Annotated in this window: 13 protein-coding genes; 8 read left to right on the top strand and 5 right to left on the bottom strand. The window is 54.8% G+C overall.

The genetic code is table 11. The features are described from left to right. Nucleotides 1–14 precede the first annotated feature (14 nt). The gene (locus OGX75_RS14695; protein WP_047461777.1) at nt 15–701 is read right to left on the bottom strand and encodes an RloB family protein; all 687 of its coding nucleotides are present in this window, start codon (nt 699–701) and stop codon (nt 15–17) included. Nucleotides 702–716: 15 nt separating this feature from the next. After that, nucleotides 717–2,018 (bottom strand): AAA family ATPase, encoded by a 1,302-nt coding sequence (locus tag OGX75_RS14690; RefSeq protein WP_012134761.1) that lies wholly within the window; start codon nt 2,016–2,018, stop codon nt 717–719. Between the two features lie 273 nt (nt 2,019–2,291). Here OGX75_RS14690 and OGX75_RS14685 point away from each other — a divergent pair, with 273 nt between their 5' ends. After that, nucleotides 2,292–2,648 (top strand): KPN_00521 family repetitive protein, encoded by a 357-nt coding sequence (locus OGX75_RS14685; RefSeq protein ID WP_012134762.1) that lies wholly within the window; start codon nt 2,292–2,294, stop codon nt 2,646–2,648. A gap of 91 nt (nt 2,649–2,739) precedes the next feature. Here OGX75_RS14685 and OGX75_RS14680 read toward each other — a convergent pair whose 3' ends face one another. Both OGX75_RS14680 and tctD read right to left on the bottom strand, forming a co-directional pair. Continuing rightward, on the bottom strand, nt 2,740–4,152 hold the full coding sequence (locus OGX75_RS14680) for a sensor histidine kinase (protein WP_286451357.1): 1,413 nt from the start codon (nt 4,150–4,152) through the stop codon (nt 2,740–2,742). Then, nucleotides 4,139–4,813, bottom strand: a complete 675-nt coding sequence (tctD, locus tag OGX75_RS14675; protein ID WP_012134764.1) for a transcriptional regulator TctD — start codon at nt 4,811–4,813, stop codon at nt 4,139–4,141. Before tctD ends, OGX75_RS14680 begins: the two co-directional genes overlap by 14 nt. A gap of 152 nt (nt 4,814–4,965) precedes the next feature. Between tctD and OGX75_RS14670 the strand changes: the two genes are divergently transcribed. From OGX75_RS14670 to OGX75_RS14660, 3 genes are read left to right on the top strand one after another with little or no spacing between them, the layout of a single operon-like run. After that, entirely contained in the window at nt 4,966–5,943 is a 978-nt protein-coding gene (locus OGX75_RS14670) for a Bug family tripartite tricarboxylate transporter substrate binding protein (RefSeq protein WP_012134765.1), read from the top strand. 11 nt (nt 5,944–5,954) lie between these two features. Next, nucleotides 5,955–6,389, top strand: coding sequence for a tripartite tricarboxylate transporter TctB family protein (locus tag OGX75_RS14665; RefSeq protein ID WP_160880288.1), 435 nt, complete (start codon nt 5,955–5,957; stop codon nt 6,387–6,389). 10 nt (nt 6,390–6,399) lie between these two features. Further along, nucleotides 6,400–7,914, top strand: coding sequence for a tripartite tricarboxylate transporter permease (locus tag OGX75_RS14660; protein ID WP_012134767.1), 1,515 nt, complete (start codon nt 6,400–6,402; stop codon nt 7,912–7,914). A 36-nt stretch (nt 7,915–7,950) separates the two neighbouring features. On the opposite strand, the gene OGX75_RS14655 is transcribed toward OGX75_RS14660, so the two are convergent. Then, nucleotides 7,951–9,426, bottom strand: a complete 1,476-nt coding sequence (locus OGX75_RS14655; protein WP_225622018.1) for an alpha/beta hydrolase — start codon at nt 9,424–9,426, stop codon at nt 7,951–7,953. A 254-nt stretch (nt 9,427–9,680) separates the two neighbouring features. Between OGX75_RS14655 and glaH the strand changes: the two genes are divergently transcribed. Genes glaH through gabT form a run of 4 tightly spaced genes read left to right on the top strand, consistent with a single transcriptional unit; the run spans nt 9,681 to nt 14,734 of the window. Further along, nucleotides 9,681–10,658, top strand: coding sequence for a glutarate dioxygenase GlaH (gene glaH, locus OGX75_RS14650; RefSeq protein WP_058667993.1), 978 nt, complete (start codon nt 9,681–9,683; stop codon nt 10,656–10,658). A 27-nt stretch (nt 10,659–10,685) separates the two neighbouring features. After that, complete coding sequence (gene lhgD / locus OGX75_RS14645) at nt 10,686–11,954, top strand: L-2-hydroxyglutarate dehydrogenase (RefSeq protein WP_134769130.1); 1,269 nt, start codon at nt 10,686–10,688, stop codon at nt 11,952–11,954. A gap of 23 nt (nt 11,955–11,977) precedes the next feature. Beyond that, the gene (gabD, locus tag OGX75_RS14640; RefSeq protein ID WP_286451356.1) at nt 11,978–13,426 is read left to right on the top strand and encodes an NADP-dependent succinate-semialdehyde dehydrogenase; all 1,449 of its coding nucleotides are present in this window, start codon (nt 11,978–11,980) and stop codon (nt 13,424–13,426) included. A gap of 24 nt (nt 13,427–13,450) precedes the next feature. Next, nucleotides 13,451–14,734 (top strand): 4-aminobutyrate--2-oxoglutarate transaminase, encoded by a 1,284-nt coding sequence (gene gabT / locus OGX75_RS14635; RefSeq protein ID WP_012134773.1) that lies wholly within the window; start codon nt 13,451–13,453, stop codon nt 14,732–14,734. Nucleotides 14,735–14,803: the final 69 nt, after the last annotated feature.

Genomic DNA, 14,803 nt, shown 5'->3' with positions numbered 1-14,803 from the left:
GTGTTACTCTTTATTTATCTTTTCGCTGGCGCGAAAACTTTTTCATGTAAATCCAGATATAACTCATCAATCTGCGTAAACGGATTGATACAATCGTTCTTCTCAAGCCATGCTCTGAGCCTGGCGCTTTCCTCACACGCCTTAAGACCATTTTGCTTTATTAGGCTATAGAGTCCATTATACTTTTCGCTATAATCTTTCAAATGCGTATTTTTAAGGTATTCCTTGCAGTTCTGTGCCGCGCTTTTATTTGCTTTAACAAATGGCCGCCTTAATACTTCATAATGGAGTAAAAACCAGACCTCGATGCAGGGATCAGAACGCAGGATCTTCGCCTGAGGATACCGGTCGCCACCAAGGGACTTTTTACGCCGTGAAAAAGTATGTTCTTTTAACATACTGGATGCCAGGTCAATATCTTTCCCAAACTCATCCGTATCAATTAGGCAATAAATCAGCTCAAATTCAAGATCCTGCTCATAAAGATCAATGGCGGTGCGTACAACGCTACTTGGGTTTGAATGGCGCCCAGGTTCAATATAAACGTCTGTATTCGCTATTTTAAGGTCTTTAACCATATCCTTAAAATAGGTTGGTTCGGTCTCCGTACCTTCGCAAACGATCAGGGTTTTCTTGCGCTCAGATTTAACTTTACCGCTGCCTCGTTTTTTCAATGCAGAAGGAGAAATTAACTCTTTCATTTTCCTGGCCATCATTCACCCCAAAAAAGGAACGCCACCAAATTTACCCAAATCCCAGCCTTTTATAATAGAGTCCTCAAACCTGGGGGCAAAATCGCTCAGTGGATAAAGCACGGTTTCAAGCTCGCTATTTTTCTCCAGGAACCATATTTGATCCCGTCTGACGAGTTTTTCCGTATCTAATAGAACGTTTGAATGCGTTGTGAGAATCAGCTGCAAAAGACGTTCAGAGTGTTTGACCATTAACTCAAAAATCGCTCTGACGATATAAGGGTGGAGCGATGATTCAAACTCATCAAGAACCAGTACGCTTTTTTCACCGGCCTCACAGCACAGTAAAAGAATGCCTGATAGATCGAATAACTTCTTCGTTCCCGAAGATAATCTTTCATAAGGGATGTTTTTCTTGATACCGCTGGACGTCGTATGTTCTAAAACAATTTGAAAACCGACATCGCTCAATATCATTTTTTTCATTTCTTCTGGCATCTCATCAGGTAACGTCACATTCTTTTTCGTTACCGAAATATCAGAAATAGAAAGATCAAACTTGTTTAAAAACTCAAGTATTTTATTTTTTTTCTGTTCATCGCCATCAGCCAGATCGTCTAAAAAAGAGTATCTGGATGCCATTCGAAAAACATCATCATTGCGATTACTGGATACAATTAAATCGCCTCTGAACCAGTTAATAAACTCATCCAGTTGTGAGACATCATAAGCATGCAGAATGGATACGAATGGCGAGCGTTTGCTGTTATTGGCTTTTTCTATCGCCACTTCATACGTTTTTTTATCTATCTGCAACGATGGGCAGTAGTATTCGAACTCATTGGTTTCAGCATTATATACTCTGGAGATAATCGTCTTTGGTCTTACCCCTTTTTTTGAGTAAACCCATAAACCTTCAGCTTCTATCGCGTCTGTACCGATAGATAACGTATACTGATACCGTTCACCGGTCGTGCCGATAAAACTGATCTCAAAATCAGTAGGCGCGGTTAACTGTTCCTCATCAAAAATAAATTTAGGTATTTCTCTGTCGATAAACCGCGTTCTTATTGAATCATTCTGTGAACTATCAGCAAACCCTCTAAGGATATAGGATTGCAGAAAATCTAAAGCTTCAACAAAACTACTTTTGCCCGCGCCGTTAGCACCATAAATTACTGCGACCTTATTAATCAGCAGATCATCAAAATGCTCAGCTGTTGCCGTCGTCTCTGGATGCTCTTTATAAGATTTTTTAGCAGCCATCGATAAAGTTTGTTTTTGGCTAAAAACTTTAAAATTCTGCACTGAAAATTCAATAAGCATTTATAACTCCTTTTTTTGTGAAAAAATCACAAATTTTCCGGTTAAAGCCTATCACGCAACCTTCCCGATTGCCAGATCAACGTTGTCTGATTGTCAACCCATATGACCGCTTATCACGACAGTTTCTACAATATTCACGACCCCCTACGGAGCCCCCGTCTCTCCCACATCCAGACCTCATTGATTCAATTACAGTTTATTCCTAAAGCCACCGCCTTTCTGCCGTGTCATGCTTAACCACGCATATAACTGATAACGTTAAGCGAGGTTCTTATGAAAAAAACAATGATCGCCTTATCTGCACTTCTGCTGGCTTCCCCTGTTTTTGCTGCGACCACACACGCGACCGATAACGACGTTGCAGCGGCTCATGAAAGCGCAAATACCGCCAAAGAGAAACTGCACCAGGCGCAGAATCAGGGTGAAGAGCTGAAACTGAAATCTGAACATGCCGCTGAAGGTAAAAGCGACAACCTGAGCAGTAAAGTGAGTGAAGGCTCGCAGAAGGCCTGGAATAAGACCAAAGAAGGCACCGAAAAAGGCTGGAATGCCACGAAAGAAGGTGCTGAGAAAGGCTGGAACAAAACCAAAGAAGGCGCAGCAGAACTTGAGAAAAAAGTCAGCGAATAATTTTGCCTGACATGAGAAAAAAGCCGCTAATGCGGCTTTTTTTATTCCCGCGAATCACCCTTTATCCAGCCTGCGATGATGACATTTTTATTTACTGCGCCGTCGTTAAAAACCGCACCCGCACACGCAGACCGCCCAGCGTTTCACTGCGCGACAGCTGCGGATGGGTACGGTGCAGGCGGGCGATGTCGTTGACCAGCGCCAGACCGATCCCCGCCCCGCTCTCATTCCCCACGTTAGCAAGCCGATGAAACGGCATCAGCGCCTGCGGGATCTGCTCAGCGTCAATCCCTGGCCCACTGTCTTCCACCACCAGCACAACAGCCTCGCCATCCCGCAATAGCCGTGCCGTTACCGTTCCCTGCGACGGCGTATATTTCAGCGCATTATCCAGCAAATTCGCGCACAGCTCGCCGAGCAAAACGTCATCCCCTTCAATCCACACCGCCTCTTGCTCACCTTCATACCCCAGATCGATAGCCTTGCTGCGCGCCTGCGCCAGACGGCTAAAACAGCTCATCTGCACCACCTCATACAGATTAACCGGCAAGAACAGTCGCTCCCCCTGCTCTTTACGTTTCACCGCCGACAGTTGCAACAGCCGCTCCGTCAGCAAAATCGTGCTATCCAGCGTCGCGCTCATCGCCCGCAAACTTTCGTGCCACTGCTGCGGCTGTTGACTGGCTAACGCCACCGCCGCCTGCGTTTTCAACACAGCCAGCGGCGTTTTTAACTGATGGGACGCATCGGCGCTAAAGCGTTCCTGACGGGAGATCAGCGCGCGCAGGCGATCAATGTAGCGGTTAAAGGCGACGATCAGCAGCCGGGTCTCTGACCAGGGCAGCAGTTCCGGCAAGGGCGTCAGCAGGCCCGGTTCACGACGCACCATCAGCGAGGAGAGCTGGCGCATCGGCTTCAGAATGCGTCGCAGCAGCCAGCCAACGAGAATCAATGTCAGCAGCACCAGCAGCCCTTGCGACACCCATGAGGAGAACAGCAGTTGCCCGGCCAGATAGCGCCGGGACTGTAGCGTCTCGGCAACGTAGATCTCCGCCATCCCGAATATCGCCCCTTCATTTACCGGCTGGAGCAGACGCGCCACGCGGATCGCCTGTCCGCGATACTGGGTGTGATAAAACCACGCCAGCGCCGGGTAGAGCCGGGTTCGCGAGGTGGAAGGCGGCATCGCGGGCAGATCGTCATAACCGGAGATCACCTTGCCGCCCGGGTCTACGATTTTGTAATAGAGACGGTCGTTCATGTTGAGTTCAAAGCTGTCGAGCACCACCCAGGGGACATTCACCTCCAGTTTGTCGTGGCGCACCACCAGCCGTTCCGCCACCGTTCTCGCAGAAGAGAGCAGCGTCCTGTCGTAGGCCTGCGTCGCCGCCTGTAGCGCGCTAACGTAGCTGTTAAATGCCGACAATCCCCACAGCAGCACCAGCGGCAATCCGAGGAACAGCAACAGTTGCAGGTACAGCGACTGGGGTTTAGCCCACCTCATCGCCGCACTCCAGCACGTAACCCAGCCCACGCAGGGTGGTGATCCGCACGTTACTGCCCTGCAATTTTTTCCGCAGACGATGGATATAGAGTTCGATGCTCTCCGGGCTGACCTCATCGCTCAGGCTGAAGACCTGTTCAAACAGCTGCTGGCGCGACACCGGTCGCGTTCTGCGGTACATCAATACCGTCAGCAACGCCTGCTCACGCGGGGTCAGCGCCAGCGGCTGCGCCTGAAGCAAAAAGTAACCCTCATCGTGAAACGCCAGATCGCCAAGCTGCTGCAACTCCTGCACCTGACCCGCGCTGCGCCGCAGTAATGCCCGCAGCCGCGCATCAAGTTCTTCAATCTCAAACGGTTTTGGCAGATAGTCATCCGCTCCGACGTTCAGCCCTTTCACCCGATCCGCCACCGCGCTGCGCGCCGTCAGCAGCAGCACCGGCAGCGTTTGTCCACGCTTGCGCAGGCGCTGCACTACTTCCAGTCCGTCCAGCCCCGGCATGTTGATGTCGAGCACCGCCAGCGCATAGGTCTCAGTGTGCAGAAGATGATCGGCCGCCTGGCCATCAAATACGCAGTCCACGGCAAAACCGTTCTGCACCAGCGCTTTTTCCAGCCAGTGAGCCAGTTCACGGTTATCTTCCGCTAATAAGAGACGCATATCACATCCTGTAAAGTTTCTGCCGCATTGAAAGGGAATTGAAAGGTTATTGTTTTAACAATCACGCAACCGAACTGCTACATGTCGGCTCACATAATCACAAAAATCTTCTTCCGTATCTGAAAACTCGGACGTCCGCGTGAGGATAAACAATGAAAAAACAATTACTTCGTGCCCTTACTGCAAGCGTTTTACTGATGAGCACCGCTGTACTGGCGCAGGACGCGCCGTCGCGTACTGAGTGTATCGCCCCGGCCAAACCCGGCGGCGGGTTTGACCTCACCTGTAAGCTGATTCAGGTGAGCATGATGGAAACCGGCGCTATCGAAAAACCGATGCGCGTCACCTACATGCCGGGCGGCGTCGGCGCGGTCGCCTATAACGCTATCGTCGCCCAGCGACCTGGCGAACCGGGGACGGTCGTCGCCTTCTCCGGCGGCTCGCTGCTTAATCTGTCGCAGGGGAAATTTGGTCGTTACGGCGTGGATGACGTGCGCTGGCTGGCGAGCGCCGGTACTGATTACGGCATGATCGCCGTGCGCGCCGACTCCCCGTGGAAGTCGCTAAAAGATCTGCTCGCCGCGATGGAGAAAAATCCTGACAGCGTGGTGATTGGCGCTGGCGCATCGATTGGCAGCCAGGACTGGATGAAGTCGGCGCTGCTGGCGCAAAAAGCCAATGTCGATCCGCACAAGATGCGCTACGTGGCGTTTGAAGGCGGCGGCGAGCCGGTCACTGCGCTGATGGGCAACCATGTGCAGGTAGTTTCCGGCGATCTCAGTGAAATGGTGCCTTACCTGAGCGGCGATAAAATTCGCGTGCTGGCGGTATTTTCTGAAGAACGCCTGCCGGGTCAGTTAGCCAACGTCCCGACCGCCAAAGAGCAAGGATACGACCTGGTCTGGCCGATCATTCGCGGCTTCTACGTGGGGCCAAAAGTCAGCGATGCCGACTACCAGTGGTGGGTAGAGACCTTCCAAAAGCTCCAGCAGACCGACGAGTTTAAAAAGCAGCGTGAGCTGCGCGGCCTGTTTGCATTCGACATGACCGGCAAGCAGCTTGACGACTACGTCAAAAAGCAGGTCGCCGATTACCGCGAGCAGGCGAAAGCCTTCGGCCTCGCGAAATAAACCTGGAGGCAATCATGAGCGATCGTATTTTTGCAGGTATCTGGCTGTTGCTCTGCGTTGCCGGGCTGTTCATCGCCTGGCAGATTCAGAGTGAATACAGCTACGAACCGGTCGGCCCTCGCCCGTTTCCGCTGGGCATTATCGGTCTGATGGCGCTCTGCGCGCTGGCGCTGTTATTGCGTCATCCCGATACCGTTAGCTGGCCTCACCACCATGTGCTGCAAAAGCTGCTCACGATGGTGATTGTCCTGCTGATGTACGCCTGGGGATTTGAGTGGCTGGGCTTCCCGGTTGCCACCGCCATTCTCACCCTGGTCATCGGCATTCTGTTCGGCGCAACAATCCCGGCTGCGGGCATTTCCGGCGCGGTTCTCGGCATCCTGCTGTGGTATGCCTTCGACCGTCTGCTTGACGTCACCTTACCTCTCGGCGCCTGGCTGAGTTAACGGAGAAACGATGGATACCTGGATATATCTTTCTCAGGGTTTTGCGGTGGCAATGACGCCGGAAAACCTGGTGATCGCGCTGATCGGCTGCTTCGTCGGCACCATTGTCGGCCTGCTGCCGGGTCTTGGCCCGATTAACGGCGTGGCGATTTTACTGCCGCTGGCTTTCGCTCTGCATCTGCCTGCGGAGTCCGCGCTGATCCTGCTGGCTACGGTTTATATCGGCTGTGAATACGGCGGGCGTATTTCGTCGATTCTGCTCAACGTGCCCGGCGATGCGGCGGCGATCATGACCGCGCTCGACGGTTATCCGATGGCGCAACAGGGGCGCGGCGGCGTCGCGCTTTCCATCTCGGCGGTCAGTTCATTTTTTGGATCGCTTATCGCCATCGGCGGGATCATCCTGTTCGCGCCGTTGCTGGCGCAATGGTCGCTGGCGTTTGGCCCGGCGGAATACTTTGCGCTGATGGTCTTTGCCATCGCCTGCCTCGGCAGCATGATGGCGCAAAATCCACTGAAATCATTTCTGGCAGCGCTGATCGGTCTGGGTCTGGCGACCGTCGGCGTAGACGCCAACACCGGGGTTTATCGCTTTACTTTTGACAGCGTACATCTCTCCGACGGTGTGCAGTTCATCGTGGTGGTGATCGGTTTGTTCTCTGTCTCAGAAATTCTATTAATGCTGGAACATACCAGCAGCGGCCAGAAACTGGTACGCAAAACCGGGCGCATGTTATTTAACGCCAAAGAAGGAGCGCAGTGCGTGGGCGCAACGTTACGCTCATCGGTGATTGGCTTCTTCGTCGGCGTGCTGCCGGGCGCAGGCGCCACCATCGCCAGCGCCATCACCTACATGACCGAGAAGAAGATCAGCGGCAACAGCGACAGCTTCGGTAAAGGCGATATCCGTGGCGTGGCGGCACCGGAAGCCGCTAACAACGCGTCGGCCTGCGGTTCATTCATCCCCATGCTGACCCTCGGCGTACCGGGTTCCGGCACCACGGCGGTAATGATGGGAGCGCTGACGCTGTATAACATCACGCCAGGGCCTGCGATGTTCACCGAACAGCCGGATATCGTCTGGGGGCTGATCGCCGCGCTGTTGATCGCCAACGTGATGCTGCTGGTCATGAACATCCCGCTGATTGGCATGTTCACCCGTATGCTGACCATCCCGCTGTGGTTCCTTGTCCCGGCGATTGCCGCCGTGTCTGCGGTCGGCGTGTACGCGGTACACAGCACCACGTTCGATCTGGTGCTGATGGTGGCGCTCGGCATACTGGGCTACATTCTGCGCAAAATGCACTTCCCCATGTCGCCGCTGATCCTCGGCTTTGTGCTGGGCGAAATGCTGGAGCAGAACCTGCGCCGCGCGCTCTCTATCAGCAACGGCAATATGGCGATTTTGTGGGAGAGCGGTGTGACGAAAGCGCTGCTGACGATGGCGATAGCGGTGATTATCATCCCGCCGCTGCTGCGCCTGCTCCGCAAACGCAACAATAAGCCACAGGTGGATATCGGCTAACGGATTGCCGGATGGTGTTGCGCCATCCGGCAATCATCACTGTCGCGCTTCAATCCGCTGTAGCATATACGGGAAGAAAGGATTCGACGTCACGCGCATCAGCGTATCCAGCCCCACCGCCAGCGTGGACGTTTCCCCGCGCAGCGCGATAGTCCCGATACTGATTCCATAGCGGTTCAGTTCGTCCGGTTGCAGACCATACAGCGAATCGCTGAGCGGAAACGGCACCGCCACATGCGACAGCGAATACATCTCCTGCGGCCAGGCCAACGGTAACGGCTGAACCTGCTCCACATGCTCCCCGGCCGGGGTATCGCGCGCCACGACATTCAGCGTTTCCGGCGTCGCATTCGTGATAATTGTCGTGCGATAGTTGCGCGGCGCAGGCGGTAACAACTGAGTAATGGCGGTATACGATGAGGTGCGCAACAGCGGACGCAGACTGGCGGCCTGATTGATATCGAACAGCACCAGCTCACTGCCGTTATTGCCAAGATAACGATAAAACGAATCCACCACTGCACGGGTGCTCACCGTGGAATCCATAATTGACTGGAAGGTCAACACCGGCGGCAGTTCGTTAAGGCGGGAGCTTCGCGCATCCCGCGAAATCTGCTGTTGTAATGCTTTTGTCAGCAGATAAGACTGACGCGCGGCGTTAACCGGAAACGAGTTATATTTGAACGGATTATATTCTGGCGTGACGTTCAACCACGCCGCTTTGGCAAACGCTGGAAAGAGCGCAGGTAAACCCGCCAGTCCGGCAAAACGGGCGAATGCCGTCACGCCGATCATCGGCGACAGCAGGATAAGCTGCTGAGGACGCCGCAACGTGTTGTCTTCCAGCGCGTCCAGCGTGTACTTGAGCGCCAGCGCCCCGCCGTTTGAGTAGCCCACCAGATGCAATGGCACATCTCGCCCCGCAAGCCGCGTCGCTTCCCGAACCGCCAGCCGCGAGGCGGCAAGCCACTGTTCCCACTCCACCGCCGTTAACGCGCCGGGCGCAGTGCCGTGCCCAGGCAAACGCGGCACAACGGCGATAAAGCCACGCTGCTGATAATCCTTAGCAACGTATTTCATGCTGTAGGGCGAATCCGTTAAGCCATGCAGTAACACGGCGACGCCACGCGGTTTACCCTGCGGCATGAGTACGTACGAGCGATTGCCGTTGGGCGAAAACTGCGGCGGCCAGACCCGGCTGTTATGGTAAAAACGGTTGATGGGCGTCTGCTCATCCGGCTTCAGCTTATCCGTCACCCCGGTTTTCAGATGGCTAAACAGCGCCTCTTCCCGCGCCAGGTACTGCGAAAAAGTGGCCTTATCCAGCGCGTTGGCAGACATTTCGCTACCGGTCCAGGTATGCCAGAGATGAAGATCGGGCCCGCTTTCTGTCTGGTAAACCCGCACGCCAAGAAAAACGATCAGAACCACAAGCAGCGTCAACGCCACATGCCTGATGAGCGATGCCAGTCCGGTACTCATCCATTTAAGGCGTCGGAATAGATTTTTTATCAATGGCTTAATCCCTGTCTCCCGCTCATCTGCTATTTCACAAACAGAATCAGTTTAGGCTGCGGATGTAAATCCTGTCTCATTTCTTAATCCCTGATATTTATAATGTTAAATATTTGTTGCTTTTGATCACAAAAATTAAACAAATCGTCAGTTTTGTATGCGTTTATCAAAAATGTAGATATTTTTAGTTTATGGCTACGAAATGAGCATCGCCATGTCTCCCTGACCATTTACTGAGAGGATCGATTCTGATGAATGCACTGACCGCCGTAAAAACAAATGCTGATAGTGTCACCCGCAGCGACGCCGGATTTACCTTCGCCCCTTCCGTACAGTCGCCGCGTCTGCTGGAACTGACCTTTAGCGCAAAAACGACGGCGCAATTTTTGCAGCAGGTGGAACAGTGGCCGGTACAGGCGCTGGAATACAAATCCTTTTTACGTTTTAAGGTCGGTCAGATCCTCGACGCCCTATGTGGCAACCAGCTACAGCCGCTGCTTATTAAAACGCTGCTGGATCGCGCCGAAGGCGCACTGCTGATCAACGCCGAAGGGATCGACAACGTAGAACAGGCTGACGAGATGGTCAAGCTGGCGACGGCGGTGGCGCACCTTATCGGGCGCTCTAATTACGATGCGATGAGCGGCCAGTACTACGCGCGCTTTGTGGTGAAGAACGTCGATAATTCAGACAGCTACCTGCGACAACCGCACCGCGTGATGGAGCTGCATAACGACGGCACCTACGTTGAGGAAGTTACCGACTACGTGCTGATGATGAAAATCGACGAACAAAATATGGCGGGCGGAAACTCACTGTTGCTACACCTTGATGACTGGGAACATCTGGAGCGCTTTTTCAGCCACCCGCTGGCACGTCGCTCCATGCGTTTTGCCGCGCCGCCGAGCAAAAACGTCAGCCACGATGTTTATCATCCGGTATTTGACGTTGACCAGCAGGGGCGCCCGGTCATGCGCTATATCGACCAGTTCGTCCAGCCAAAAGATTTTGAAGAGGGCGTCTGGCTCAGCGATCTCTCCGATGCGCTGGAAACCAGCAAAAACATCCTCTCTGTTCCGGTGCCGGTCGGTAAATTCCTGTTGATTAACAACCTGTTCTGGCTGCACGGGCGCGATCGTTTTACGCCACACCCGGATCTGCGCCGTGAACTGATGCGCCAGCGCGGTTATTTCGCTTATTCCACCCATTGCTACCAGACTCATCAATAAGCGCGGTCAGACGAAGGAATTGAGCGGATGTATGATTTTGTAATTATTGGCGGCGGCATTATCGGCATGTCGACCGCCATGCAGCTTATTGATGTGTATCCAGACGCCAGCATCGCCCTGCTGGAAAAAGAGTCCGAACCGGCCTGTCATCAGACGGGTCACAACAGCGGCGTGATCCATGCCGGGGTCTACTACACTCCCGGTAGCCTCAAAGCGCAGTTTTGCCTCGCCGGAAATCGCGCCACCAAAGCCTTTTGCGATCAAAACGGCATTCGCTACGACACCTGCGGGAAAATGCTGGTGGCGACATCCGAACTGGAAATGGCGCGGATGCGGGCGCTGTGGGATCGCACGGCGGCAAACGGTCTGGAACGCGAGTGGTTAAGCGCGGCGGAACTGCGGGAGCGGGAGCCGAACATCACCGGTCTGGGCGGGATTTTTGTCCCCTCCAGCGGGATTGTCAGCTACCGGGACGTGACGGCGGCAATGGCGAAAATCTTCCAGGCCAAAGGTGGTGAGATTGTCTACAACGCGGAGGTCAGCGCGCTGAAGGAACATGCGGCGGGCGTGGTGATCACAACCCGGAGCGGGCAGATATACGAAGCCTCAACCCTGATTAGCTGTTCCGGGCTGATGGCCGACCGGCTGGTTAAAATGCTGGGGGTCGATCCCGGTTTTATCATCTGCCCGTTCCGTGGCGAATATTTCCGCCTGGCGTCGCAGCATAATCAAATCGTTAACCATTTGATCTACCCCATTCCCGATCCGGCGATGCCGTTTTTGGGCGTCCACCTCACCCGGATGATCGACGGCAGCGTTACCGTCGGGCCTAACGCCGTGCTGGCTTTTAAACGAGAAGGCTACCGGAAAGGCGATTTTTCATTATCCGATACGCTGGAAATTTTCGGTTCGTCCGGCATCCGCCGCGTGCTGCAAAACAATCTGCGCTCAGGGCTTGGCGAGATGAAGAACTCACTGTGCAAAAGCGGCTATCTGCGGCTGGTGCAAAAATATTGCCCCAGCCTGACCTTAAAAGATTTGCAGCCGTGGCCTGCTGGCGTGCGGGCGCAGGCGGTGTCGCCGGATGGCAAGCTGATCGACGATTTCCTGTTTGTTACCACGCCACGATCCATTCACACCTGCAATGCGCCCTCTCCGGCGGCCACATCAGCCATTCCCATCGGGGCGCATATCGTCAGCAAAGTGCAGACGCTGCTGGCAAGCCAGAGTCATCCCGGACGCACGCTACGTGCGGCGCGTCGCGTGGACTCATTAAACGCCGCATTCACCCGTTAACCCTTTTAAGACAGGAAGCAATCATGCAACTTAACGATCCCACCTTGTTCCGCCAGCAGGCGTTTATTGAGGGGCAATGGCACGACGCCAGAAGCGGCGACACAATCGCCGTAACCAACCCAGCGAACGGCCAGCCGTTAGGCAGCGTACCGAAAATGGGGGCAGAAGAGACCCGCGAAGCCATTGACGCCGCTAACCGCGCGCTGCCCGCCTGGCGCGCGCTCACCGCCAAAGCGCGGGCGAATATTCTGCGTCGCTGGTTCAATTTGATGATGGAGCACCAGGACGATCTCGCCCGCCTGATGACGCTGGAACAGGGGAAGCCGCTGGCGGAAGCAAAAGGAGAAATCAGCTATGCCGCCTCTTTTATTGAATGGTTTGCCGAAGAAGGTAAGCGCATCTATGGCGACACGATTCCAGGCCACCAGGCCGATAAGCGCCTGATCGTTATCAAGCAGCCGATTGGCGTTACCGCCGCCATCACGCCGTGGAATTTCCCCTCGGCGATGATTACCCGCAAAGCCGGCCCGGCGCTGGCGGCCGGTTGTACGATGGTTCTGAAACCCGCCAGCCAGACGCCGTTTTCCGCACTGGCACTGGCTGAACTGGCGAACCGCGCCGGGGTTCCCGCAGGCGTCTTTAACGTCATCACCGGTTCTGCGGGAGCGGTCGGCAATGAACTGACCAGCAACCCGCTGGTGCGCAAACTGTCGTTTACCGGCTCAACCGAAATTGGCCGTCAACTGATGGAACAGTGTGCGAAAGACATCAAAAAGGTGTCGCTGGAGCTGGGCGGCAACGCGCCGTTCATCGTCTTTGATGACGCCGATCTGGATAACGCCGTGGAAGGCGCGCTGGCCTCTAAGTTTCGCAATGCCGGGCAGACCTGCGTCTGCGCTAACCGCCTGTATGTACAGGACGGCGTGTATGACCGCTTTGCGGAAAAACTCCAGCAGGCGGTGAGCAAGCTGCATCTCGGCGACGGCCTGCAAGCAGACGTCACCACCGGGCCACTGATTGACGAAAAAGCGGTAGCCAAAGTGCAGGAGCACATCGCCGACGCGCTGGAGAAAGGCGCAAAAGTGCTCTGCGGCGGTAAGGCGCATGCGCTCGGCGGCAACTTCTTCCAGCCCACCATCCTGGTGGACGTCCCCAATAACGCGAAAGTGGCTAAAGAAGAGACGTTCGGCCCCCTCGCCCCGCTATTCCGCTTTAAAGATGAAGCTGACGCGATCGCGCAGGCGAACGATACCGAGTTCGGTCTGGCGGCCTATTTCTACGCCCGCGATTTAAGCCGCGTGTTTCGCGTCGGCGAAGCGCTGGAGTACGGCATTGTCGGCATCAATACCGGCATTATCTCCAACGAAGTCGCGCCATTCGGCGGGATTAAAGCCTCCGGTCTAGGCCGCGAAGGTTCTAAGTACGGCATCGAAGATTATTTAGAAATCAAATACATGTGCATCGGCCTTTAAAAAAACAATACTGGAGAACACCTGATGAGCAGCAATAAAGAATTAATGCATCGCCGCAGTAACGCCGTCCCTCGCGGCGTAGGACAGATCCACCCTATTTTTGCCGATCGCGCGGAAAACTGCCGGGTCTGGGATGTGGAAGGCCGCGAGTATCTCGATTTTGCAGGCGGTATTGCGGTGTTGAATACCGGGCACCTGCACCCGGAGATCGTCTCGGCGGTCGAAGCACAACTGAAAAAGCTGTCGCATACCTGTTTTCAGGTGCTCGCCTACGAACCGTATCTGGAGCTGTGCGAACTCATGAACCAGAAGGTGCCAGGCGATTTCGCGAAGAAAACCCTGCTGGTGACTACCGGTTCCGAAGCGGTGGAAAACGCGGTGAAAATCGCCAGAGCGGCGACAAAGCGTAGCGGCGCCATCGCTTTTAGCGGCGCTTATCATGGCCGTACCCACTACACCCTGTCGCTGACCGGAAAAGTCAATCCCTACTCTGCCGGAATGGGGCTGATGCCAGGCCACGTTTACCGCGCGCTCTACCCTTGCGCCCTGCACGGCATCAGTGATGATGACGCGATTGCCAGCATCCAGCGCATCTTTAAAAACGATGCCGCGCCGGAAGATATTGCCGCCATCATCATTGAACCGGTACAGGGAGAAGGCGGTTTTTATGCGGCTTCGCCCGCTTTTATGCAACGTCTGCGCGCACTCTGCGACGAACACGGGATCATGCTCATTGCCGATGAAGTGCAAAGCGGCGCGGGGCGTACCGGTACGCTTTTTGCGATGGAGCAGACGGGCGTCGCGCCGGACCTCACCACCTTCGCCAAATCGATTGCTGGCGGCTTTCCGCTGGCGGGAGTAACCGGTCGCGCCGATGTGATGGACGCCATCCCGCCAGGCGGTCTGGGCGGCACCTACGCCGGTAATCCTCTCGCCTGCGCCGCCGCGCTGGCGGTACTGAACATTTTCGAGCAGGAAAACCTGCTGCAAAAAGCCAAAGACCTGGGGCAAACCCTGCGTAAAGGGCTGCTGAATATTGCTGAAACGCACCGCGAGATTGGCGACGTGCGCGGCCCGGGAGCGATGATCGCCATTGAGCTGTTTGAAAATGGCGATCGCAGCAAACCGGACGCGAAGCTGACCGCCGACATCGTCGCCCGCGCCCGTGATAAAGGGCTGATCCTGCTCTCCTGCGGGCCGTACTACAACGTGCTGCGCATTCTGGTGCCGCTGACTATCGAAGAAGCGCAAATTCAGCAAGGGCTGGACATCATCGCCCAGTGTTTTGATGAGGCGAAGCAAGGTTAGGTCGTTGTAGGCCGGATAAGGCGCTTGCGCTGCCATCCGGCAATGTTGTGATGCCCGGCGGCGCTCCGC

The sequence above is a fragment of the Citrobacter sp. CK199 genome (genome assembly GCF_030333285.1).
In the GTDB taxonomy this organism is placed as follows: Bacteria; Pseudomonadota; Gammaproteobacteria; order Enterobacterales; family Enterobacteriaceae; genus Citrobacter_B; species Citrobacter_B koseri.
Note: the sequence above shows the minus strand (reverse complement) of the source record. Positions and strands in the feature narration are given on the sequence as shown.

Excerpts from the sequence above, each read along its gene's own strand:
- OGX75_RS14695 (WP_047461777.1), bottom strand. The coding sequence starts at position 701 with ATGAAAGAGTTAATTTCTCCTTCTGCATTGAAAAAACGAGGCAGCGGT.
- OGX75_RS14660 (WP_012134767.1), top strand. The coding sequence starts at position 6,400 with ATGGATACCTGGATATATCTTTCTCAGGGTTTTGCGGTGGCAATGACG.
- OGX75_RS14685 (WP_012134762.1), top strand. The coding sequence starts at position 2,292 with ATGAAAAAAACAATGATCGCCTTATCTGCACTTCTGCTGGCTTCCCCT.
- OGX75_RS14670 (WP_012134765.1), top strand. The coding sequence starts at position 4,966 with ATGAAAAAACAATTACTTCGTGCCCTTACTGCAAGCGTTTTACTGATG.
- lhgD (WP_134769130.1), top strand. The coding sequence starts at position 10,686 with ATGTATGATTTTGTAATTATTGGCGGCGGCATTATCGGCATGTCGACC.
- glaH (WP_058667993.1), top strand. The coding sequence starts at position 9,681 with ATGAATGCACTGACCGCCGTAAAAACAAATGCTGATAGTGTCACCCGC.
- gabT (WP_012134773.1), top strand. The coding sequence starts at position 13,451 with ATGAGCAGCAATAAAGAATTAATGCATCGCCGCAGTAACGCCGTCCCT.
- gabD (WP_286451356.1), top strand. The coding sequence starts at position 11,978 with ATGCAACTTAACGATCCCACCTTGTTCCGCCAGCAGGCGTTTATTGAG.
- OGX75_RS14690 (WP_012134761.1), bottom strand. The coding sequence starts at position 2,018 with ATGCTTATTGAATTTTCAGTGCAGAATTTTAAAGTTTTTAGCCAAAAA.
- tctD (WP_012134764.1), bottom strand. The coding sequence starts at position 4,813 with ATGCGTCTCTTATTAGCGGAAGATAACCGTGAACTGGCTCACTGGCTG.
- OGX75_RS14680 (WP_286451357.1), bottom strand. The coding sequence starts at position 4,152 with ATGAGGTGGGCTAAACCCCAGTCGCTGTACCTGCAACTGTTGCTGTTC.